17 protein-coding genes and 2 pseudogenes are annotated in these 21,906 nt (G+C 62.8%); 9 read left to right on the forward strand and 10 right to left on the reverse strand.

All coding sequences use genetic code 11. The features are described 5' to 3' along the window. Positions 1-145: 145 nt before the first annotated feature. Positions 146-880 (forward strand): haloacid dehalogenase type II, encoded by a 735-nt coding sequence (locus tag ACLFKU_RS26320; protein WP_410851028.1) that lies wholly within the window; start codon positions 146-148, stop codon positions 878-880. Here the strand turns inward: ACLFKU_RS26320 and ACLFKU_RS26325 are convergent. Next, complete coding sequence (locus ACLFKU_RS26325; RefSeq protein ID WP_410851029.1) at positions 863-1,462, reverse strand: NUDIX domain-containing protein; 600 nt, start codon at positions 1,460-1,462, stop codon at positions 863-865. The two genes, ACLFKU_RS26320 and ACLFKU_RS26325, sit on opposite strands and share 18 nt — an antisense overlap. Before the next feature lie 79 nt (positions 1,463-1,541). Between ACLFKU_RS26325 and ACLFKU_RS26330 the strand changes: the two genes are divergently transcribed. From ACLFKU_RS26330 to ACLFKU_RS26355, 6 genes and pseudogenes are all read left to right on the forward strand, one after another. Continuing rightward, positions 1,542-2,297 carry a DeoR/GlpR family DNA-binding transcription regulator gene (locus ACLFKU_RS26330; protein WP_410851030.1) on the forward strand — a complete coding sequence of 252 codons (756 nt, stop codon included), beginning with the start codon at positions 1,542-1,544 and terminating at the stop codon, positions 2,295-2,297. A gap of 211 nt (positions 2,298-2,508) precedes the next feature. Continuing rightward, the gene (locus tag ACLFKU_RS26335) at positions 2,509-3,309 is read left to right on the forward strand and encodes a transporter substrate-binding domain-containing protein (protein ID WP_368582575.1); all 801 of its coding nucleotides are present in this window, start codon (positions 2,509-2,511) and stop codon (positions 3,307-3,309) included. A 361-nt stretch (positions 3,310-3,670) separates the two neighbouring features. Beyond that, positions 3,671-5,344: an alpha,alpha-trehalase TreA gene (gene treA, locus ACLFKU_RS26340; protein ID WP_410851031.1), complete on the forward strand. Its 1,674-nt coding sequence runs from the start codon at positions 3,671-3,673 to the stop codon at positions 5,342-5,344. A 73-nt stretch (positions 5,345-5,417) separates the two neighbouring features. After that, positions 5,418-5,786 (forward strand): DUF2784 domain-containing protein, encoded by a 369-nt coding sequence (locus ACLFKU_RS26345; RefSeq protein WP_410851032.1) that lies wholly within the window; start codon positions 5,418-5,420, stop codon positions 5,784-5,786. Between the two features lie 524 nt (positions 5,787-6,310). Next, positions 6,311-8,148 (forward strand): annotated as a pseudogene (locus ACLFKU_RS26350) (S10 family serine carboxypeptidase-like protein). Between the two features lie 57 nt (positions 8,149-8,205). After that, a complete protein-coding gene (locus ACLFKU_RS26355; RefSeq protein ID WP_410851033.1) occupies positions 8,206-8,598 on the forward strand; it encodes a 2-oxoglutarate dehydrogenase in 393 nt (130 codons plus the stop codon). A gap of 108 nt (positions 8,599-8,706) precedes the next feature. Here the strand turns inward: ACLFKU_RS26355 and ACLFKU_RS26360 are convergent, their stop codons facing one another. The 5 genes and pseudogenes from ACLFKU_RS26360 to ACLFKU_RS26380 all read right to left on the reverse strand — a co-directional run bounded on the left by ACLFKU_RS26360 (position 8,707) and on the right by ACLFKU_RS26380 (position 13,219). Then, on the reverse strand, positions 8,707-9,120 hold the full coding sequence (locus ACLFKU_RS26360; protein ID WP_410851034.1) for a VOC family protein: 414 nt from the start codon (positions 9,118-9,120) through the stop codon (positions 8,707-8,709). 88 nt (positions 9,121-9,208) lie between these two features. Continuing rightward, a pseudogene (locus ACLFKU_RS26365) lies at positions 9,209-9,964 on the reverse strand (metal-dependent hydrolase family protein); the annotation flags it as partial. A gap of 12 nt (positions 9,965-9,976) precedes the next feature. Continuing rightward, positions 9,977-11,344, reverse strand: a complete 1,368-nt coding sequence (locus ACLFKU_RS26370) for an MFS transporter (protein WP_410851035.1) — start codon at positions 11,342-11,344, stop codon at positions 9,977-9,979. A 144-nt stretch (positions 11,345-11,488) separates the two neighbouring features. Then, entirely contained in the window at positions 11,489-12,022 is a 534-nt protein-coding gene (locus ACLFKU_RS26375; protein ID WP_410851036.1) for a helix-turn-helix domain-containing protein, read from the reverse strand. A gap of 123 nt (positions 12,023-12,145) precedes the next feature. Next, on the reverse strand, positions 12,146-13,219 hold the full coding sequence (locus ACLFKU_RS26380; protein ID WP_368582583.1) for an AI-2E family transporter: 1,074 nt from the start codon (positions 13,217-13,219) through the stop codon (positions 12,146-12,148). A gap of 455 nt (positions 13,220-13,674) precedes the next feature. On the opposite strand from ACLFKU_RS26380, the gene ACLFKU_RS26385 reads away from it, so the two are divergent. Then, the gene (locus ACLFKU_RS26385) at positions 13,675-14,952 is read left to right on the forward strand and encodes a hypothetical protein (RefSeq protein WP_410851037.1); all 1,278 of its coding nucleotides are present in this window, start codon (positions 13,675-13,677) and stop codon (positions 14,950-14,952) included. A 39-nt stretch (positions 14,953-14,991) separates the two neighbouring features. Here ACLFKU_RS26385 and ACLFKU_RS26390 read toward each other — a convergent pair whose 3' ends face one another. Beyond that, on the reverse strand, positions 14,992-15,780 hold the full coding sequence (locus tag ACLFKU_RS26390) for a hypothetical protein (RefSeq protein ID WP_410851038.1): 789 nt from the start codon (positions 15,778-15,780) through the stop codon (positions 14,992-14,994). Between the two features lie 250 nt (positions 15,781-16,030). Between ACLFKU_RS26390 and ACLFKU_RS26395 the strand changes: the two genes are divergently transcribed. After that, complete coding sequence (locus ACLFKU_RS26395; protein WP_368582586.1) at positions 16,031-17,617, forward strand: phospholipase D family protein; 1,587 nt, start codon at positions 16,031-16,033, stop codon at positions 17,615-17,617. An 8-nt stretch (positions 17,618-17,625) separates the two neighbouring features. Here ACLFKU_RS26395 and ACLFKU_RS26400 read toward each other — a convergent pair whose 3' ends face one another. The 3 genes from ACLFKU_RS26400 to tssH all read right to left on the reverse strand — a co-directional run bounded on the left by ACLFKU_RS26400 (position 17,626) and on the right by tssH (position 21,800). Then, the gene (locus ACLFKU_RS26400) at positions 17,626-18,180 is read right to left on the reverse strand and encodes a hypothetical protein (RefSeq protein ID WP_410851039.1); all 555 of its coding nucleotides are present in this window, start codon (positions 18,178-18,180) and stop codon (positions 17,626-17,628) included. Between the two features lie 115 nt (positions 18,181-18,295). Further along, positions 18,296-18,679: a PLDc N-terminal domain-containing protein gene (locus ACLFKU_RS26405; protein ID WP_013093882.1), complete on the reverse strand. Its 384-nt coding sequence runs from the start codon at positions 18,677-18,679 to the stop codon at positions 18,296-18,298. A gap of 436 nt (positions 18,680-19,115) precedes the next feature. Next, positions 19,116-21,800 (reverse strand): type VI secretion system ATPase TssH, encoded by a 2,685-nt coding sequence (tssH, locus tag ACLFKU_RS26410; protein WP_410851040.1) that lies wholly within the window; start codon positions 21,798-21,800, stop codon positions 19,116-19,118. Positions 21,801-21,906 lie beyond the last annotated feature (106 nt).

A 21,906-nucleotide genomic window follows, 5' to 3' on the forward strand; every position in this document is an offset into this window, starting at 1 on the left:
CCAGGCAAAACCCTGGACGGTTCTCAGCACCTGCGCGCCTCCTCGTTCATGACGACCCATGCGCCCACTCAGCCGCGATGCGACCAACGCGTGCGTTCTTTTCGCCTAAGATGGATTGTTCGTGCCATACCCGCAAAGGACAATTATGGGCGTCGACTCGACCAGCCAAACTGCCATCAAAGCTTTCGTGTTCGATGTGTTCGGAACCGTGGTTGACTGGCGAAGCGGCGTCGCCCGTGAAGCGCAACCGTTTCTGCAGCGGTACGCGCCGAATCTCGACGCATCCGATTTCGCAGACGCATGGCGACGCGAGTATTCGCCCGCAATGGAAGAGGTGCGAAGCGGACGCAGACCGTATGTGCGACTCGACGTGCTGCACCGGGAAAACCTCGTCAAAGTGCTGACGCGTTTGGGCATCGTCAACGTTACTGAACCCGAGATCGATGAGTTGAACCTCGCCTGGCATCGGCTGGACCCGTGGCCCGATTCCGTCGACGCATTGCAGCGCCTGAAGGCGCGCTTCATCATCGCGCCGCTATCGAATGGCAACATTCGCCTGATGGTGGACATGGCAAAGCGTGCCGGTCTGCCCTGGGATGCCGTTCTCGGCGCCGAAGTCGTCCGCGCTTATAAGCCCTCGCCGCGGGTCTATAGCGAAACAGCGGAAATTCTCGGCATCGCACCGCGTGAGCTATGCCTCGTTGCCGCACATAACAACGATCTCGCTGCTGCCCGGCGCGTCGGTCTGAGCACCGCGTTCGTGCTGCGGCCCACCGAGCATGGCCCGCAGCAGACGAGCGATCTGAAGGCTGACGAGGCGTGGGACTTCGTCGTCGGCGATCTGCACGAACTCGCGACGCAACTAGGCTGCCCGCGCTGACGCAAACCCACGTAAAGCGACGTACTGCAACAACATGATCGTCTTGCCGTCGACGATTTCCCCTGCCTCGACCGCTCGCAACGCGGCTTGCAACGGCATTTCGATCACCTCGACATCTTCCCCTTCATCTTCGACGCCGCCGCCATCGTTGACGCGCATCGACGCGTCGTACTCGCCGACATAGAAGTACAGCTTTTCGGTCACGGAACCCGGGCTCATGTAGGCCTCGAAAATTTTGTGGACCGCGCCGACGCGATACCCCGTTTCCTCCTCGACTTCGAGCCGGATGCGCTCTTCCGGCGAAGCGTCGTCGAGCAATCCGCCCGGCGCTTCGATCATCATGCCGTCGTGACCGTTCACGAACGCGGGCATGCGGAATTGCCGCGTGAGTATCACGTTGCCGGTGCATGGACTGTGCAGCAGGATCGTCGCGCCGTTGCCGCGATCGTAGGTCTCGCGGTTCTGGCGCTGCCAGGTGCCGTCGCGGCGCAGGAAGTCGAAGGTCACTTTCTTCAGCGTGTACCAGTCGTCCGATAGCAAGGTCGTGCCGACGATGCGTACCCGGTCTTTCGTTGCAGTCATGGTGCCTCCTGTCGAGCATCGACGATGATTCATGGTATCGTGCAACTTCGTGCAATTTCAAGCGATTTCGTGCAAACGAATGTTGACCACCCAACGCAAGAAAGCGATCCTCGACGAGCTGGCGCGCAACGGGCAGGTGCTCGCTGGCGAGTTGAGCGTGGCGTTTGGCGTGTCGGAAGATACGATCCGCCGCGATCTGCGCGAACTGGCCGCAGAGGGGCGCTTGCAGCGGGTCCACGGCGGCGCGTTGCCGGCGTCTGCGGCGCTCGCGTCATTCGAGCAGCGTCAGGACATCGAGACGCTCGCCAAGCGGCGCATCGCGCGGCGAGCGGTCGAGCTGATCGTGCCGGGGCAAACGGTGATCGTCGACGGCGGCACCACGTCGGCGCTACTGGTCCAGGAGCTGCCGGCCGATTTGCGCGCGACCATCGTCACGCACAGTCCGAGCGTCGCGACGGCGCTAGCCGCGCATCCTTGCGTCGACGTGATCCTGATTGGCGGGCGGCTCTACAAGCATTCGATCGTGGCGGTCGGCGCCGCGGCAATGGAAGGCATTTCGCGCATTCATGCCGACCTGTACTTCATGGGCGTGACCGGCGTGCATCCGAGCGCAGGGCTGAGCACCGGCGACTTCGAGGAAGCCGCGATCAAGCGCGCGCTCGCCGCGCGCGCGGCGGAAACGGTCGTGCTCGCGTCGGCGTCGAAACTGAACGCCGCGTCGCGGTTCGTGATCGGTGAGATCACGCTCGCGCAAACTATCGTGGTCGAGAAGAAGACCAGCGCGGAATTGACGAAGCCGATTGAAGCGGCTGGGGTGAGCGTGGTGAAGGCGTAGGGTGTCTCCACGAATTGACTGATTCGCATGATCGTGGGCTCGAAGCGTCGCTCCCCCGCCTCCGAACAAAGATAAAACAGACGACTTTTGGAGTGCTAGGATGACGCCGCACCCCGACATGTTCCACGAAACGGAACAGTCGGGGGTGTCAACACGATGATGAAATCGTTGCGTTGTGCAGCCTGATACTCAAGTACAGAGGAGACACTCAATGAAACTTTCGAAGCTGCTGATTAACGCGCTGGCCATCTCCGCCTTCAGCTTTACCGCAATCGCGGCTCATGCCGAAGATCTGCTCGACTCGGTCAAACAGGCTGGAGTCCTGAAGATCGGTCTAGAAGGCACCTATCCGCCGTTCGACTCGCGCAACAAGGACGGTCAACTGGAAGGCTTCGACGTCGATGTCGCGAAAGCCCTGGCAGCGAAGCTCGGGGTGAAACCTGAGTTCATTCCGACCGAGTGGAGCGGCATTATCGCGGCGCTGCAGAGTGGCAAATTCGACGTGATCATCAATCAGGTCACCATTACCCCGCAACGCAAACAGGTTCTTGATTTCAGCCAGCCGTACACGTACTCGGCCGCGCAACTGATCCAACGGGCGGACGACAAGCGTGAGTTCAAATCGCTCGATGAATTCAAGGGTGACAAGAAGATCGGCGTGACGCTCGGCACCAACTACGACCAGATGGCGCGCGCAGTGCCCGGCATCAACGTGCAGACTTATCCGGGCGCACCCGAGAAGCTGCGCGATCTCGCCGCCAAGCGTATCGACGCGACGATCGACGACCGGCTGATGCTGCCGTACATCATCAAGAACTCGCAATTGCCTCTGCGTACAGGCGCGGTGTTAAAAGGCGCCGATCAGGAAATGGGCATCCCGTTCCGCAAGGACAATCCCAAGTTCGCGAAAGCAATCGACGATGCGCTGACCCAAATGAAGCAGGACGGCACGCTCAAGAAGATCTCGATGCATTGGTTCGGCACCGACGTGACGCAGCCTCTCGCGCAGTAAATTTCTCGTTGTTCCCCCGTACCCGCGCCGGCCTGCAGAATGGTCGACGCGGGTACGTCGCTTGCTCGGCGAGCGGTTTTTCTCGCGCAATCGCTCGCGATCAACGCTTCCATTGCTTCGAATCACGAAGCACGCGCAGATGCGCGATTGCGCGCACCCTCCCCTTCGTTCATCACGTTTCATTCTTCATGCTGAGTGCATAGAGGATGTGCTGCGCCGCAGTTGCCTGATGCTTCGAAAGCGTGCGATGCTTTCGGAGCCGTTGATCCGGCCACCTCGTGCCGGACTCGAATGTCGTCGGAAGACGACGTCGAATGGCGTGCGAAGAGACCAGTGACATGCCCACAACCTTGGAGGCATCATGAGCATTCAATCACTGTCTCGCACCAGCACCGCATCCAACGCGCATTTCTTCCCCAGCTCGAATAAGTACTTCGTGCCGCGACGTTCGCCGATCACGCTCGGCGTCGCCTGCATCGCCACGCTCGTGTTCGCATCCGCGAACTGCCTGGCCGATACCCAGGTGGGCGCCGCGCTGCCGCCCGCGCCTGACATCCTGTACGGCGATCTGTTCGTCGCCGTGCAAACCGCGCAGATCTTCAACGATCAGAAGACCTTCGTCGACTCGACGCCGAATGGCAGTCCTGCCGCGATCGTGCAGCTATACGAAACGCAGAAGAACCAGTCCGGCTTTTCTCTACAGAAATTCGTCAGCCAGTACTTCACTCCCCCGCCCGATCAGAGCATTACGCCGCCGCCCAATCAGAGTCTGCGCGAGCACATCGACTGGCTGTGGACCGGCCTCACGCGCACGACGACGAGCGCACCCGACTACAGCTCGCTGATCCCGCTGCCGAAACCGTACGTCGTGCCGGGCGGCCGCTTTCGCGAGGGCTACTACTGGGATACCTATTTCACGATGCTGGGGCTGCAGGAGTCCGGACGTGAAGATCTCGTCGACGATATGCTCGACAACTTCGCGTACATGATCGACACGTTCGGCCATATCCCGAACGGCAATCGCACGTACTATCTGAGCCGCTCGCAGCCGCCGTTCTACTCGTATATGGTCGAGCTCGCGGCGCAGAAGGAAGGCAATAAGGTCTATCAGAAGTACCTGCCCGAGCTGCGCAAGGAATACGCGTACTGGATGCAGGGTTCGAACAGCACGCCGCGCGGCGGCGCGACGCGCAATGTGGTCGTGCTCAACGATGGCACCGTGCTGAACCGCTACTGGGACGAGCTGGACACACCGCGCGACGAGTCCTATCTGGAGGACGTGCAGACCGCGCAGGCAAGCGGCCGGCCGGCCAACGAGGTCTACCGCGATCTGCGCGCAACCGCCGGAAGCGGCTGGGATTTCAGCTCACGCTGGTTCGGCGACAACCAGACGCTCGCCACGGTACGCACGACATCGATCATCCCCGTCGATCTGAACAGCCTGTTGTTCCATCTCGAGACGACGATCGCGCGCGGCTGCTCGACGACACGCGACTTCCATTGCGTCGCGCAGTTCATCGGCTACGCGGCACGGCGCGCGGAAGGCATCAACCGTTATCTATGGAATAGCAAGGGCTACTACGGCGACTACGACTGGCAACTCGGCAAGTCACGCGATAACCAGACACCGGCGATGCTGTATCCGCTGATGGCCGGCGTGGCGTGGCCAGACCGCGCGTGGAAGACTGCGCAGACCGCGCACAACGTGCTGCTCAAGCAGGGTGGCCTCGCGACCTCGATCTATAACACCACGCAGCAATGGGACGCGCCGAACGGTTGGGCGCCGTTGCACTGGATCGCGATTCAGGGTCTCAAGCGCTACGGACGGGCGGACCTCGCTCAGTCGATCGGCACGCGCTTTCTCGCGGACGTCCAGAACGTCTACAACACGCAGCACAAGCTCGTCGAGAAGTACGTCGTCGAAGGTGCAGGAGAAGGCGGCGGCGGGGGTGGCGAGTATCCTCTGCAGGACGGCTTCGGGTGGACCAATGGCGTGACGTTGATGCTGCTCGATCTGTACGGCAACGGGCAGTGAGGGCCACGGCATGGACAGGCGAGTGCACTGAGCTCCGCTTTATGATTCCAGACACATCCCCAGTGGAAACAGAATGATCTGGCTCGCCAATCTTGTTCTCGTAGTGCACGCGCTGATCGTGGTGTTTATCGTCGGCGGACTATTCGCGATCTGGATCGCCCACGGTTTGCGACTCCCGTGGGCGCGCAATCGCGTGTTCCGGACGGTGCATGTACTCGCCATCGGTATCGTCGCGACCCTCGCGGTGCTCGATGTGCCGTGCCCGTTGACCGTGCTGGAGGACTATCTGCGCACGGGCACGGCGGGTCCGCAAGGCTTCATACAGCGCTGGGTCAGCGCCTGGCTGTATTACGACTTTCCGCCGTGGGTGTTCGTGGTTGCCTATGTCGCGTTCCTGCTCGCGGTGCTTCTTACCTGGTATCGAATTCGGCCACGCGCGTGACTCGAATACGGCCTTTTTAATCGGATTGAAAACACGCTTTAACCGGTTAAATTTACCCTTTAATTATATTTTTCAAACGCAATTACTTCCGATGACTTACCACGAAAATCCAATGCAATTCGGATAAATCCGGACAGCATTTCTACACCGCAAGCCGCCGAAGCCGCACCAATACTCGCTAACCGGCCCTCTTTATCCCGAATAGCATAATCGCCGCTCTATCCTTGACAAGACCTCATTTCTCATCCTATTTTCACTCTTGCTGTAAGCACCGTAAACATTCAATTTCAATTTTCTCTTGAAATGTCGAGATAAATCGACAGGGAATTCCTTTGGCCATTCAATCGGTAAATTGGGAAAGCAAATAGAAATATCAACGCAAGCAATTTGAATTAATGAATGCGGAAAAGCTGTCCATGCAACCGCTGCGTGCTTCGAGTGCGGTGCGGGTGATTCGATTCTCCAACGCGCGCGACCGGAGAAAAGCGGCCTTTGTGTAGCGGTATCACTCACCAGGGAACGAGATGAAACCAGACAGAAGGAGTACCGACGATGGCCGCGTCCGTCGTCATGGCCGGCTAGCCGCGCTAAGCGCGCTGACACTCGGAATCGTGATCCTCGCCGGCTGCGGCGGCAGCGATGGAGGTTCGTCGGCGTCGGCGGTTCCAGGCAGCATGGCGCAGGTCGCCAATCAGGCGCAAGCCGCATCCGCGCCGCAGACGCCGTCCGCCAACCAGCCCTACACCGATCTCACCACCTATTCGACGAGCGCGACATCCGGCATTGCCTCGTCACTGGTCACGGAGAAAGCGGCGATCATGCATTACCAGTGGACGTCCGGCAGCACCACCATCAACTACACGACGACCACCGGCCACCTGACCGCAATGGATCTGACGAGCGGTGCACCCGAAGCGACGATGTCCTATGTGGCCTACACGGCGCCTAGCACGAATGGCAAGCCGCGCCCCATCACGTTCGTCTATAACGGCGGGCCGGGCTCTTCGTCGATCTGGCTGCGCCTCGGATCGTTCGCGCCGACACGCGTCGCGACCACCGATCCGCTGCTGAACGGCACCAGCTGGCCGAACTACCCGCTCGTGAACAATACCGAGAGCCTGATCGACACGACCGATCTCGTGTTCATCGATCCGCCGGGCACGGGCCTCTCCGAAGCGATCCTGCCGAACACCAACAAGACTTACTGGAGCACCGATGCGGACGCGAACATCATGCGTGACTTCATCATCCGCTACCTGACGGTCAATTCGCGCAGCAGCTCGCCGATCTATCTGTACGGCGAATCGTACGGCACGCCTCGCACCGACATCCTCGCGCTCGCGCTCGAATCGGCCGGCGTGCATCTGACGGGGATCACGCTGCAGTCTTCGATCCTGAACTACTTCGCGGATGCGATCGAAGCGGTGGCGATCACGGGTTCGCCCGATCAGCTCGCGCTCGAAACCGATACGTTGAGCGGCTACATGCCGGGCTATGCCGAGGTCGCGGCGTACTACAACCAGGTGTCGCCCGCGCCCGTGAGTCAGGCGACTTACGCGCTTCGCAGCGAGGCGTTCGTGACCGCCAACTACAACCTGTTCAAGAACTATTCGCTGTACTGGACGTTGAGCCAGCTCGGCGCGCCCACTTACGCGGGACCGCCGAACTTCCCGCCGACGTGGCTCGAGAAGATCTGGGACGCCGAATCCGGCCTCACGTTGCAGGCGATGCAGGGCTACTTCAACATCAATCCGTTCAACATCACGCTGGTGCCGGGCTCGACGATCGGCCGCGCTACGATGGTCGCGTGTCGTTGCCCAACTCGGACTCGCGCCTGCAGAGCGATGGCGACCCGTCGGACATCCTGATCTCGCTGCCGTTCACCAATGCGTTGGCCACGCAGATGCCGGATTACCTCGGCTACACGGCGCCGAACGCCGCGTATATGCCGCTCAACGACGCGGTCATCGAGGCGTGGGACTTCTCGCACGGCGGCCAGCCGCTGCCCGACACGATCCCCGATCTGCTCGGCGCACTGAAGCTCAATCCGCAACTGAAGGTGCTGGCGGAAAACGGCTACCACGATCTGGCCACGCCGTTCTTCAATACCGAGAAGCAGCTCGCGCGACTGAAGACGGTGCAGGGCCTCGAGCCGGATCTGCAGGTCAACTTCTTCCAGGGCGGGCATATGATTTATCTGGACGACGTGGCGCGCCCGCAGATGAAGGCGGATCTGGCGGCCTTCTATGGCGGCACGCCGATAGCGGGCGCACTCACGCTCGCGACGCTGCCGCAGCCGTGGGCAGACGAAGCACCCGCCGCCACGCCGACGAGCGAGGCGGTCGCCGCGGCCGCGCCCTGATCGATGGCGGTTTCGCTTCGCGCGAAACCCTCCGACTACTTTTTATGGCGAATCATCATGTCTTCAATCGATATCTTGCGACGTACGCTGGCGTTGATCGTCCTCGGTGTGGTCGTCGGTAGTGCGCATGCGCTGCCGCCTCAGCCGGTAGCGCCCGTGACGCTACCCCACGGCGGACACGGCGTCGACGGTCCGTTCTTTCCGCATAACCGTGCTAGCGCGGTCGCGCCGACCACCGGCTCGACGCTGCAGCAGCAGGCTCAGCAGCGCATGGAGAGCAGGCTGGGCGCGAATTCGGTGCTCAGTAACGGCTCGTCGATCACCAAGGCCGAGGCGCAAAGCAATGGGCTCGGCTATATCGCCAGGCATTTTGACGAGATCGATAACGCGCATTCGGGCCGTGTGACGTTGAACGAGGTGCGGCAGTATTTGCAGCAGCATCAGCAGTGATGCTCGGTTAGTCCTTCGGTCCCGTAGGAAGGACGGCCGGCGGCGCGGCGCGATGGTGCGACGCGTCGTCGGCCGTCTGTGACTACGCGCCGCGCGGATCGCTTATGCTCACTTCCCCGCCGCCGCCTGGATCATCTTCCATCCATTGCCCGCCGGATCGCGAAAGCCCGCATCGACGCTGCCGAAACGATCCACCGGCTCCTGCGTGAATTCCACGCCGCGCGCCTTCAACTGCTCGTAGCTCGCGCGACAGTCGGCAACGGACAGCACCAACGGCGGCATCGCTCCCTTCGCGACCATCGAGCGCAGCGTTTGCGCGGTCGCTTCATCGTGGATCGGCGGCCCCGGCGCGAACAGGCCCAACTGGAAAGCCGGCTGCTCCGGGTGCTGGACCGTGAGCCAGCGGTAAGCGCCGTTGCGCACATCCGTGTGGACGCGAAAGCCGAGCTTGTCGACGTAGAACGAAAGCGCCGCGTCCTGATCGTCGACGTACAAACCGACCACATTGATTCCCTGATTCATGACTCCTCCGTCGGTGGTTGAGGGCTCGACTGTATCGCTGACCGCCAGGCGGCGCTTCTCCAAAACTGCGCTCGGCTCGCGCGCCGGTTCAATGCAATTCGTTGAACTCGATGCGCCCGCCCTTCATCACCAGCGGGATACGCTCGCCCTGGCCCGTCAGACAACTCAAATCGTGCAACGGATCGCCGTCGACCACCAGCACGTCGGCATAGGCGCCCGGTGTCAGGCGTCCCAGCTTACCCGTCATGCCGAGAATCCCGGCGCCGATGGTGGTGGCGCTGCCGATGATCTCGGCGAGGCTCAGCACTTGCGCGCGGATCGAAAACTCGTCGCTTTGCATCCGATGGCCCGGGCCGAGCAGATCGGAACCGAAGCCCATCTTGACTCCGGCGCGCTTGAAAATCTCCAGCGACTTCAGGCCGGCTTCACGCACGGTGTCGATCTTGGCCGCGCTCCCGGCCGACAGGCCGTAGCGCACGCCCTCGATATGCAAGGCCTCGTAAGCCACCAGCGTGGGCACCACGTACGCGCCGCACTGGGCCATCAGATCGGCGGTCGGCGCATCGATCAGATTGCCGTGCTCGATCGTGCGCACGCCGCAGCGCACCGCGCGACGCATCGATTCAGCGGTATAGGCATGCGCCATCACATAGGTGCCGCGCGCCTCGGCCTCGGCGACGACCGCGCGAATCTCGTCTTCCGAGTAGCCGAGCGCGCCAATCGGATCGGTCGGCGGCGCGACGCCGCCCGAGGCCATGATCTTGATCTGGTCGGCGCCCATCTGCAGTTCTTCGCGCACCGCGCGGCGCAACGCGTCGACGCCATCGACGACCCGGCTCAGCGCAGTATCAGCGGTTCAGCGGTTCAGGCGCATCGCGGCAATTTCTTCGAGCGACCGGCCGCGAGTGGACACGCCCATGATCAGAACGGCGAGCGCACCGATGATCAGCACCAGCGTCGTGCCGCCGAAGACCCCGCCGAAGCCCAGCCGCGGATACAGAAAGCCGACCAGGATCGGCGCGGCGATCGCGCCGAGGCGGCCGATCGCCGAAGCGACGCCCATACCGGTCGCGCGCACTTCGGTGGGAAACACCTCGGGCGTGTACGCATAGACGCCGGCATAAGTCCCGTTCATGAAGAACGACAGCAAAAAGCCCGAGGTCAGAATCTCGGCATCGCTGTGCGTGAGCGCGAGCCCCAACGCGGAGAATCCGCCGAGCGCCATGTACGTGACGATGGTTGCGCGGCGGCCGATCTTTTCATTGAGCCACGCGCCCGAGAAATAGCCGGGAATCTGCGCGAGGTACATGACCAGTGAATACGAAAAACTGCGCGTGATCGTCATGCCGTTTTGCACCAGCAGTCCGGGAATCCACGTAAAGAACGCGTAGTAGCTGAACGTGATCGACAGCCACATCAACCAGGCCATCGCGGTGATGCCGGCCAGTTGCCGCGACCACAGCGCCTTGAGTTTAGCCAGTGGCGTACCGGACGCGACGGGGGCTGGCGCGCTCGCTCCCTGCGCTTGCTCCGGCAGCAGCGGCAAGCCGGCGGCGCGTACCACGGCTTCCATCCGTTCGACGATCACCTCGGCTTCGGCGCTTCTGCCACGGCTGTCGAGCCAGCGCGGTGATTCGGGCAACGCGCGCCGCCACCACAGCAGCATGACGATCGGCAGTGCGGTGATCACCGACACGACTCTCCAGGCGTCGGGCGCGAGCGGTATGACCAGGTAACCGAGTATCGCGGCAAACACGAAGCCGAACGAGAAGAACGCCGCCAGACTGCCGGTGAAGGTGCCGCGATATTTGCGCGCGCAGAACTCCGACAGGGAGGGCGCGACGATCGCGCTTTCGGCGCCGGTGCCGAGCCCGGCGACGATGCGTGTCGCCATGAAGAAAGGCCAGTTCTGCGCAGTGGCGCTGACGAGCGATGCGAGGCAGTAGATGATCAGTGCCCACACCATCACTTTGCGGCGGCCAATCACGTCGCCGAGGATGCCGGCGAGCGCGGCGCCGAAGAAGTAGCCGATGAAGGTGCCGCTGCCGAGCACGCCGGTCTGCACACTGCTCAGATGCCACTGGTTGCGCAGCACTGGCAGCATGAAGGCTAGTACCGCAGCATCCATCGCATCGAAGACGTAGCCGAGTCCTCCCATCCATAGCAGCTTGCGATGAAAGCTCGAGTACGGCAGGCGCTCTATACGCGCGGGAATCGTCGACATAGCTTCCTTTCAGAAAGGGGGCGCCGTGGCACCGGGCTTGGTCGAACGAGTATAGGAAGCCCAAATGGGCGGGTCTTGGTTGGAAACCGCATCGAACATGCGGATTCCGGCATCACGGCGCGGCGTGCGCGAGCACTGCCTGATTCACGACTTCTCGCCGGCAGCAGGCTCGGCAGCGTTGCCATTCGCGCGACGGCGCTTTTCCAGAACCGCGGTCGTCAGGTCCGGACGTTGCGCGGCCTTCAGCACACAGGCGGGCACGCGATCGAGTTCGGCCTGATTGGCGCGTGCCTGCACGCGCATCTCGCTCGGGCTTAGCCCGGTGATGTCGCGAAACACGCGGCCGAGGGTGCCGAGGCTTTCCCAGCCGGTCGCGAACGCGATGTCCGTGATACCGAGGTCGGTGTCACGCAGCAGCGTGGTGGCCTGCTCGATACGCCGCGTCAACAGATAGCGGTGCGGCGGCATGCCGAAGGCCCGCTTGAACGAACGCGCGAAGTGCGCTTCCGACACGCCGCTGACTTCAGCCAGGCGCCGTACCGGCCAGGCTTCGTGCGACGCGGCATCGATGCGGTCTTTCGCACGCAGCAGGCGGCGCAGCAACGCCGGGTCTTCGAGCGCTTCGGCGCTGCCCGGGATCGGAAGGGGCTGGACTTCAGGGTCGTGTGAGCGGGACATGAGTTCGCATTAGAACCGATAGCCGATGCCGCCGAGAATGACGTCGGTATCGCGGCTATCGCGCGTTATTACGCGATTCCACGTGACGCGCGCGGACCAGCGTGGCGTGAAGCGGCGATCGCTTCACGCGGTCTGCTCAGTCTTGCCGTAAGTGAGCCGGCCGTTTTTCGACAGCAGCACCGCGACCGGCCGCGTCATTTCGAACTCGGAGAAAATGATCGTCATGCTGGCGGTGATCGGCACCGCGAGAAAAGCGCCCGGCACGCCCCACAACGCCGACCACACCGCCATGCTCGCGACAATCGCGAACGGGCTCAGGTTCAGCGAATTGCCCGTCAGATACGGATCGAGAATATTGCCGATCACGAAGTGAATCGCGGACAGCGACACCAGCACGATCAGGATCGAATTCAGGTCGCCGAACTGCAGTACCGACATCAGCACCGGGAACGCAACCGCGAGCACCGAGCCGATATAGGGCACATAGTTCAGCAGCGCGGTCAGTATCGCCCACAGCCCGGCGAACTCGAGGCCGACGCTGCGCATCGCAAGCCAGCAGAGCGCGCCGAGCAGCACGCCGAGAAACGTCTTCAGCGCGAGATAGGCGCCAATGCGCCGGTTGATGTCGGTGACCACGCCCCGGATGCGCGCCGCGTTGGTCGAATTGGCGGTCATGTTCGCCAGCTTATCGCCGAACGTGCGGCGCTCGAACAGCAGAAAACTCGCATACAGCACGATCACGAACAGGTCGATGATCATCGACGACAGCGACGCGAGCAGGCCTGTCACCATCGCCTGAATGTTCAGCTGCGTGAGTATGTTCCGCCGCAGTGACTCCCAGGTCGGCTCGCTTTCGAGGTGCAGCAGCGTCGAGATCTTGTGGATCATCAGCAAGACCGAGTCCTGGTAGCGCGGCGCGAGCGCGACGAGCGCGTCGTAGTTGGCGACCAGCATGTCGACCGCGAAGAAAATCGCGGCGCAGATCAGGAACATCGACAACCCATAGCGCAACTGCACCGGCAGCCGCGGGCCGATCAGCGGAATGCGTTGCAGCAGCCGCGTGAGGTCGACCACCAGGTACACCGCGATCGCGCCGAACACGATCGGCACGAAAACCGCACGCCCGATATACAGCACCCAGCCCACAATCAGCAGCAGCAGCACTACGTATACGGACGCTTGCAATCTGTCGGTCATTGGTCAGTGCTCCATGAATCCGCAAACAGGTGCGCCCGAGCTCAACCCGAGGACGACGGCGCTCGCCGCGCACGCGCCCGCCGTACGAGCCCGTTACACAGCGGGCCGCGCGATGGACAGAACCGATCTTCGCACAGAACGATGACAGCACATACAAAAGCGCGCCAGATCGTTCCATCCGCAAGCTTCAGGCCGATACCTCGAAATGCGCCAGCAGAATGTCGCGAAACGTTGTGATGAGCCGCCTTCGCTCGTGAAACCATCTGTTACGCTGTTTTAATCGGTTTCAACCACCTGACGTGATCCGACGCGAGCGCCTGCGCCACGCGGTGGTAGCGCTTGGTCAAATCCACGCAGCGAAGCCCGCGCCGCGCGTCGCGGTGCGATGTCCGCACAAGGTCTGTGCGCGATGTCCGCTGCACGCATCCCTCTCAATTCACGGCATGGAGAACGAGATGCTGCAACGGCTGGGGTCGCGATTCCTTGCATTGGGTCTGATCTGGACATTGTCCGCTTGTGGCGGCGGAGGTGGCGGCAGCGGCGCGGAGCCGGGCGGCACCGGCTCGAACGGCGCAGCCGGAGCAACCACCCCCGCATCGAGTCCAACGCCCGCGTCGAGTCCGACACCGGCATCGAGTCCAACTCCTGCGTCGAGCCCGTCGGGCGCATCGGACGCAAGCGCGACGACGCCCAAGCTCGCCGCCGCGACGCCGATCATCGACGGCACGACACTCGGCGCCGCCATCTGGCCCGCGGGCGCCACGGCAACGGGCGGTACAGGTCAGCCTGTCGGCGGACTGAACTGCGGGTTGCGCAGCACCGCGTACACCTATGCGCACGTCTCGATTTACCAGAACGGGCAACTCCTGACGCTGCCGCCCAACATCGGCATGGTCCAGCCGACCGTCTCCGCGCCGACTGGCTGCGCATATCCGGTGCACACGGTCGATTCGAGCGGCAAGATCCATATGGACGCGACGACCGGCGCCACCTACACGCTCGGCCAGTTCTTCTCGATCTGGGGCGAGCCGCTGAGTGCGTCGAACGTGGCCGGCCTGACCGCCTCGCCGATCGCGATCTATGTGAACGACGGCGGCACGCTCACGCAATACACGGGCGACCCCGCGAGCCTCGTGCTCAAGCCGCACGACGAAATCACGATCATGGTCGGCACGCCAGTCACACAAGTGCCCACTTATACGTGGACCGATCCGCCGCCGTTCGACCCGAACCCGATCACGCTCGTCTTCGGAGGCGTGGTCGGCTCGTCGTTCTGGCCGAACGGCACGACGTCGACGGGCGGCAACGGCACGCCTGTCGATGGCCTGACCTGCGCGCCGAACATGAGTGTGCTGTATCACGTGCACGCGCACCTCGCGATCATCAAGGACGGGCAGTGGCTCGCATTGCCGGCGAACGTCGGCATCCTGTCGCAATGCACGTATGAGATGCACACGCACGACAACACCGGCATCATCCATATCGAAGCACCGGACCAAAAAACCTATACGCTCGGCGACTTCTTCGATATCTGGGGCGAGCCGCTGACGAGTACGAACGTCGCGGGCATCATGGGCGACGTGGTCGCGTATATCAACGACAACGGCGACTCGCGCCGCTATATGGGCGACTTGCGCAATATCCAACTGACGTCGTTGCGCGACATCACGCTGCAGATCGGCACACCGCCGGTGAGCACGTTGGCGACGTATTCGTGGTACGAACCGCAGTAACATCGGCCGCAGGCCGCGTCACTGCGCCGTGACGCGGCTTCAACGCGGCGTACCCGAATGCCCGATGCCGCCCGGCCGGCGCGGCACGATGCCCGCAACGGAGCGCGGCGCCGCGTTCGCGACCAGAATCATCGACGCGCCGGCGAGACCGCTCGACACATGCTTCAACGCATGGCCGGCGATCACGTGATGCGTGAGCTCCCATATCTGCCAATCGAGGCCTTCGAAAATTTTCGCGACCCCGTAGAAGACGATCACGAGCGTCCATGCGATCACGCCGTCCACCTTGCGCGTGAGCGTCATGCCGACGATCAGCATGAGCCCGCCGAACTGAAGAATCGCGTAAGGCCACAGGCTGTTGAACACCAGCCAGTAGCCGACGGTGGCGGGCGACACGACCACCATGATCAGCATCGGCGCCCAGCCGACGCGCTGTCCGCTCCACGACGTCCATAGCATCGCGAGGATGCCGGCGAACACGATCGTCATCGGCAGGCGATCCCAGACGAGCGTCTCGTCGTTCGGCGCCATGTGGTAGTAAGCGGAACCGAACGCGGTGAACAGCAGCCCGACCGCGGCGACGACCATGCCGGGGAATTGCGCCGGCTGGTTCGACGCATGCCGCATGACCCAGCGCAAACAGAGCACGCCGGCGATCAGAATGACGACGTTCGACAGCACGTCCGCCGCATGCTGCAGCGGCCCCAGCGAGCGCTGATCGGCGAAGTGGTGATACGCGGCCGGCTGCGCGAGCGGCCATATCATCTGCAGCACGCTGCCCGCCACGAAAAGCAGCACGCTAGCCAGCAGCAAGCGGGAGATCTTCACGTTGCTCGACTCCACAGTGGGGCGAAACGCTCGAAGGCGCCGTGAACCGGACCTTTACGCCTCTTGAGGCCGATGCGCGGCCGGGTTGGCCCCCGTTCGAATTCGCGCAGCCTGCCCGTATCATCGGACAAAGCGCCTGGCGCAACAAGAGCGGCGGGCGGCGCACCGATGGGCATGCGCTCATAGTATTCTTCTCAACCAATGCAAGCTGCGTGCAAGAACGCGCGACCCAAAGGAAGACCCGGACTCCATGCAAGCGCAGACATACCACCCGTCGTTCCCGCATCGTCGATGGAAGGGCGCGCTGTGCGCGCTTCTGTGCGCAAGCCTGCTCGCCGGCTGCGCACGGTTACCGTCGCTCGAGGACCGCAAGGAGTCGCATGCATTATCTCCCGCGGTCGCGGCCACCACGGATCTCGGTCGCGCGGTCGCGCCCGAGCTGGCCGCGCATGCGGGGCTCGCGGGCATTTATCCGCTCGCGGATGCGCATGTTGCGTTTGCCGCGCGCATGGACCTGATCCGTTCCGCGCAACGCACGCTCGACATCCAGTACTACATCTGGCGCGACGATCTGACCGGCACGCTGCTGCTCGAACAGATCCACGAAGCGGCGGACCGGGGCGTGCGGGTGCGCCTGCTGCTCGACGATCTCGGCATCGCGTCCGCGCTCGACCCGACACTCTCGGCGCTCAACTCGCATCCGAACATCGAGGTACGCCTGTTCAACCCGTTCGTCGTGCGCAGCCCGAAATTCCTTGGCTTCGTAACCGACTTTTCGCGCGCCAATCGGCGCATGCACAACAAGTCCCTGACCGCCGACGCCACCGCGACGATCCTCGGCGGCCGCAACATCGGCGACGAGTACTTCGATGCCACCGACGGCGTCGTGTTCGCCGACCTCGATGTCCTCGCGATCGGACCGGCCGCGGCCGACGTGTCGCGCGATTTCGACCGCTACTGGGCCAGCGCGTCGGCGTATCCGGTCGACAAGATCCTGCCGCACGAGAGCGTCGATGAGCTGGCCACGCTGGAGCGTGATGCGCAGGCGATCGAACAGGACCCCGCCGCCGCGGAGTACAAGGAAGCGCTGCGCGGTCCGCGCGTCGTGCAGAACCTGCTCGATCACAAGCTGCCGCTCGATTGGGCCAAAACGAAGATGATCAGCGACGACCCCGCGAAAGGCCTGAACGACGCGCCGCCGGAAGCGCTGATTCCGCACCAGCTACGCGAAGTGATGGGCCAGCCGACGAAGTCGCTCGACCTCGTCTCGCCCTACTTCGTGCCGGCGAATACGGGCACGCAGTATCTGAGCGGCCTCGCCGCCCAGGGAGTGGATGTACGCGTGTTGACGAACGCGCTCGAAGCGACCGATGTCGCCGCCGTGCACTCGGGCTATATCAGGCGGCGCGTCGAGTTGCTGCAAGACGGCGTGCACCTGTATGAATTGCGGCGCGTGGCGGGCGTCACCCAGAAGAAAGAACAGTCGCCGGGGCCGTTCGGCAGTTCCGGATCGAGCTTGCATGCGAAAACTTTCATCGTCGATTCCCAGCGGGTTTTCGTCGGTTCGTTCAACTTCGATCCGCGCTCCGCGCATCTGAATACCGAGCTTGGCCTCGTGATCGACAGCCCCGATCTCGCGACGCGGGTCGATCGCAAATTTCTCGCGCTGCTGCCGACAGTCGCGTACGCAGTGCATCTCGACGCCAACGGCAAGTTGTACTGGATCGAAACCAACGACGGTGTCGAAACCCGCCACAACACCGAACCGAACACGACGTGGTACGCGCGGCTCGGTGTATGGATGCTGTCGATCATGCCAATTGAGTCGTTGCTATAGAGCGCGGTTCAGAATCGTCGCCAATCGCGATCCCTCAATGGATCGGGCGAGCGCTGCGTCGCGCGCAACACGCCATTGGTGTCGAACGCGAAATTGAACAGCATGTGGTTGATGTTGTTTTCGATGTAGCGGTACGACCAGACTTCGCGTTGCGAGAGCCGGAAAAACTGCGTCTGCACGGGGCGGCCGAAATTGGTCAGCACATCCTCGCGCGTCCATTTGCCGATTTCCGCGCGATTGAATTCGCTCAACTGCAACACTTGCCGCACGCTCACGATCTTGCCTGAAGCGTCGATGTCGGCGGCGACCGTGGTCGACCCCATCGGCTGGGTCGGCCACATCAGCCGGCGGCCGCCTCCGGGCAGGTCATAGGTTTCGCGCGGCGGACCCATGCGGGCGATGATCGCCGCTTGATCCTGGCCAGCCTGGAATTGCTGCCACGGTTGCGCGCAAGCCGCGAGCATCAACGCCGTCACGCACGTGAGCGCGGCGCGGCGCAAAACCAGTGGCGTGCGTGCGGTACGCGCAACAGCGTTTCGAACGTGGGCGACTCGGGTAAGCATGGTTCCTCCCGTTACGTTCGATCGCGCGTCGATCGGCAAAACCTCACCGTGCATAAGCCAAGGCGACACGGGCTGTGTGCCCGCTCGCCGATGGCTGCACTCAGGTAACCGACGCTTACTGCACGAGCTTCGCGCGCAGACGCGAGTGCTCGTCCGCGGAAATGGAACCGGACGCTTTCAGCTTGTCGAGCTTCTCGATTTCGTCGGCGACACTGAAGCCCACCACATTGCGCAGATCTTCGCGCACCTGCTTGGCCCGCGCCTGATCGCGTTCCGCCATGCCGCGATGTTGCGTGAGCAGATACGCGAAGATGCCGATATACGGCAGGATGATCAGGAAAATTACCCACAGAACCTTGCCCCATCCGGACACGTCATGACGGCGGAACAGGTCACTCGACACCGTGATCAACAGCCAGAACCACAGAATAAAGATGAAGATGGAGAAAACGTCGGCCAGAAAATTCGGGAATGTGAAACCATCATTAAAGAAGAGCATTGTTGTTCTCCAGTCATTCCGGTTGCAATTGAAAGGCGTAACGGATTTCGACCTATGGTTGCCCGCTATGGATGGCGCATACGATTAGCATGGCAGCGCTGAAAATCTACCATGACCGCATGCCGAGTGGGCACATGCATTCATACTGTATGAAAGACATGCGCATGATGCGGACCTTTTTGTCTTTATAGACTATTCCGATCAAGTAGCGCGAGTACTTTTTAAGGATTCCCTTCGATTGGCGATTTCCGACGATCTGGCGATCATGCCGCATGGCATTGGGCATGCATGATGTGGAAACGATGTCAAATGCCAGCGCTATTGCTATGCAAAAAAAATGCCAATTAAAACTGTTTGCGAGATGCATCGATTGAATGGCCCGCCGCCGTTCATTTTCGTCAACAAACCTGAATAAGCCCGGAGCATGCGTCAGCGGCTAGCTAGCCCGGACCACGAGCGCGTCAGCAGGCGCCGCAGCCGGATCGGTCACCTCGATCGTCATATGCGTGAGCGCGCTTTTCGCTGCAAATGCATCGAGCCACTGCCGTGCGAGGCGCGGCAGCACGTGCTGTTCGATAAAGCCGATCAAAAGACGCGCACCGGTCTCCTGCACGAGGCAGCGCCCGACGATGTAGTCGACCACCTCCGACGCATAACTCAGCGCGATGCCGTTGTTGCCCGCGATGCGCCGAACGACTCGATCGAGATGCAAACGCACGATCCGCGCGAGCGAATCCGAGCCCAGCGGACGATACGGCACCAGCGTCACGCGCCCGAGGAAGGCGGCCGGAAACGCCTTCAGCAATTCTGTCGCAAGCGCGGAACGCAGACCGTCAAAATCCGGCGCAAGCATTTCGTCCGCGCATAGGCTCGCGCTCAGATCGGCGCCGACATTGCTGGTCATCAGGATGGTCGTATTGCGGAAATCGATATAGCGACCATCGCCGTCTTCCATGTAGCCCTTGTCCAGCACCTGGTAGAACATTTCGTGCACGTCGCCGTGCGCCTTTTCAATCTCGTCGAGCAGCACGACCGAGTACGGACGTCGGCGCACCGCTTCGGTCAGCACGCCGCCCTCGCCGTAGCCGACGTAGCCCGGCGGCGCGCCCTTGAGTCCCGAGACCGTATGCGCCTCCTGGTATTCGCTCATGTTGATCGTGATGAGATTCTGCTCGCCGCCGTAGAGCGCCTCCGCCAACGCGAGCGCGGTCTCCGTCTTGCCGACGCCGGACGGTCCCGCGAGAAGGAAGACGCCGAGTGGCTTACGCGGGTCCGCGAGCCCGGCGCGCGCCGTCTGCACGCGTTCGCCGATTTGCTGCAACGCGTCGTGCTGGCCGATCACGCGCGCCGCCAGCGTGGCGGGCAGCCTCTGAACGGCGCTGACCTCGTCGGTGAGCATGCGTCCGACGGGAATACCGGTCCAGTCGGAGACGATGTCGGCGACGATCGCTTCGCCGACTTCCGGAAACACGAATGGCGCATCCGCCTGCAGGTTCGATAACGTCCGCTCCAGTTCGCGCAACGTCTGCAGCTCGCTCGCCGCGCTATCGCGCGCGTCGGGCTCAGGGCCGCCTTCTGCGGCTCGCGCGCTCACGGCCTCGCGTGCGCCAGCGAGCGCCTTCGCCGCCTCCGACTGGGTCTGCCAGGCGGCTTCGACAACACGTTCCTCGAACTCGAGCGTTGCGATGGCCGCGTTGACGTCGGCCAGCTCGGTCTCGCTGCCAAGCCCGATACGCACCTCGTTACCGAGCAGCCCGGCTTCGACGCGCGCGGCTTGCAACCGCTCGCGAATTCGCTGCAATTCGCGCGGTGGCGCGTGCTGCGATAGCGCAACGCGCGCGCAGGCGGTGTCGAGCAGGCTGATCGCCTTGTCCGGCAACTGACGCGACGGAATATAGCGATGCGACAGTGTCACGGCTGCGCGAATCGCTTCGTCGAGAAGTACGACTCCATGATGGCTCGCGAGCGTGCGCGCGAGTCCGCGGACCATATCGATCGCGCACGGCTCGTCGGGCTCGGCGATCTGCAGCACCTGAAAGCGCCGCGTGAGCGCCGGGTCTTTCTCGATGTGCCGCTTGTACTCGGCCCACGTCGTCGCGCCGATCGTGCGCAACGTGCCGCGGGCGAGCGCCGGTTTCAGCAGGTTTGCCGCGTCGCCGGTGCCGGCCTGACCGCCTGCGCCGATCAGCGTGTGAATCTCGTCGACGAACAGCACGACCGGCGTCGCCGACTTCGCCGCCTCCTCGAGTACCGACTTCAGCCTGGCCTCGAATTCGCCCTTCATGCTCGCGCCGGCAAGCAGCGCACCCACGTCGAGGCTCAACAGCCGCACGTCGGCGAGTTTCGGCGGAACTTCGCCCGCCGCGATCGCGCGCGCGAGCCCTTCGACGACCGCCGTCTTGCCAACCCCGGCGTCGCCGGTCAGAAGCGGATTATTTTGACGCCGCCGCACCAGCACGTCGATCATCGTGCGAATCTCGACTTCGCGGCCAACCACCGGATCGATTTCACCGGCGCGCGCGCGTGCGGTCAGATCCGCGCAAAACTGCGCCAGTGCCGCGCCCTTCGCCGATGCTGCGAGCGCACCGGACGCCTCGCCCGGCACCGCGGACGAAAAGTCGCTCTTGTCGTACGGGGTGTCCTTCTCTTCGGGGGAACCGTCGATCCACGCCGGCAACGCATCGTGAAGGCCGTCGACGCCAATCTTGCCGAACTCCGGCGAAATGGCCAGCAGCAAGCGCCGCAATTCCGGCGTCTCGACCAGCGCCGCCATCAGCCATGCACCGCGAATCCGCCCGTCGCCGAATGCCAGCGTCGCGACGATCCACGCGCGCTCGATTGCCATCTCGACATGATGCGAAAAATCCGTGAGCGCGCTCGCGCCGGACGGCAGCGCGGCAAGTGCCCTCTGCAGGTCGCGCTCGAGCAGCTCGCGGCTGATGCCGCAGTGTCTGACGATGCGGTGCAGATCGCTATCGGACTGCGCGAGCAGTTGGTGCAGCCAGTGCACCAGTTCGATATACGGGTTGCCGCGCAGCTTGGAAAACGCCGTAGCGGATTCGATGCTCCTGAAAAGCGTCGCACCGAGCTTGCCGAACAACGCGTGGCGTGAAATGGACATGATGAAGTTGCAGGTAAAGATATTTGTTGCGAAAAGGCGTGGCTCTGCCGTGGCATCCGGCATTCCGCGAGCAGGTGTCCGAAAAAGCGTGCTGGCCACACTGATC

The organism is Paraburkholderia sp. EG304 (assembly GCF_046543485.1).
Lineage (GTDB): Bacteria > Pseudomonadota > Gammaproteobacteria > Burkholderiales > Burkholderiaceae > Paraburkholderia > Paraburkholderia youngii.

Excerpts from the sequence above, each read along its gene's own strand:
- ACLFKU_RS26405 (WP_013093882.1), bottom strand. The coding sequence starts at position 18,679 with ATGCTCTTCTTTAATGATGGTTTCACATTCCCGAATTTTCTGGCCGAC.
- ACLFKU_RS26360 (WP_410851034.1), bottom strand. The coding sequence starts at position 9,120 with ATGAATCAGGGAATCAATGTGGTCGGTTTGTACGTCGACGATCAGGAC.
- ACLFKU_RS26375 (WP_410851036.1), bottom strand. The coding sequence starts at position 12,022 with ATGTCCCGCTCACACGACCCTGAAGTCCAGCCCCTTCCGATCCCGGGC.
- ACLFKU_RS26355 (WP_410851033.1), top strand. The coding sequence starts at position 8,206 with ATGTCTTCAATCGATATCTTGCGACGTACGCTGGCGTTGATCGTCCTC.
- ACLFKU_RS26400 (WP_410851039.1), bottom strand. The coding sequence starts at position 18,180 with ATGCTTACCCGAGTCGCCCACGTTCGAAACGCTGTTGCGCGTACCGCA.
- ACLFKU_RS26325 (WP_410851029.1), bottom strand. The coding sequence starts at position 1,462 with ATGACTGCAACGAAAGACCGGGTACGCATCGTCGGCACGACCTTGCTA.
- ACLFKU_RS26335 (WP_368582575.1), top strand. The coding sequence starts at position 2,509 with ATGAAACTTTCGAAGCTGCTGATTAACGCGCTGGCCATCTCCGCCTTC.
- ACLFKU_RS26370 (WP_410851035.1), bottom strand. The coding sequence starts at position 11,344 with ATGTCGACGATTCCCGCGCGTATAGAGCGCCTGCCGTACTCGAGCTTT.
- ACLFKU_RS26385 (WP_410851037.1), top strand. The coding sequence starts at position 13,675 with ATGCTGCAACGGCTGGGGTCGCGATTCCTTGCATTGGGTCTGATCTGG.
- ACLFKU_RS26320 (WP_410851028.1), top strand. The coding sequence starts at position 146 with ATGGGCGTCGACTCGACCAGCCAAACTGCCATCAAAGCTTTCGTGTTC.
- ACLFKU_RS26330 (WP_410851030.1), top strand. The coding sequence starts at position 1,542 with ATGTTGACCACCCAACGCAAGAAAGCGATCCTCGACGAGCTGGCGCGC.
- ACLFKU_RS26380 (WP_368582583.1), bottom strand. The coding sequence starts at position 13,219 with ATGACCGACAGATTGCAAGCGTCCGTATACGTAGTGCTGCTGCTGCTG.
- treA (WP_410851031.1), top strand. The coding sequence starts at position 3,671 with ATGAGCATTCAATCACTGTCTCGCACCAGCACCGCATCCAACGCGCAT.
- ACLFKU_RS26395 (WP_368582586.1), top strand. The coding sequence starts at position 16,031 with ATGCAAGCGCAGACATACCACCCGTCGTTCCCGCATCGTCGATGGAAG.
- tssH (WP_410851040.1), bottom strand. The coding sequence starts at position 21,800 with ATGTCCATTTCACGCCACGCGTTGTTCGGCAAGCTCGGTGCGACGCTT.
- ACLFKU_RS26345 (WP_410851032.1), top strand. The coding sequence starts at position 5,418 with ATGATCTGGCTCGCCAATCTTGTTCTCGTAGTGCACGCGCTGATCGTG.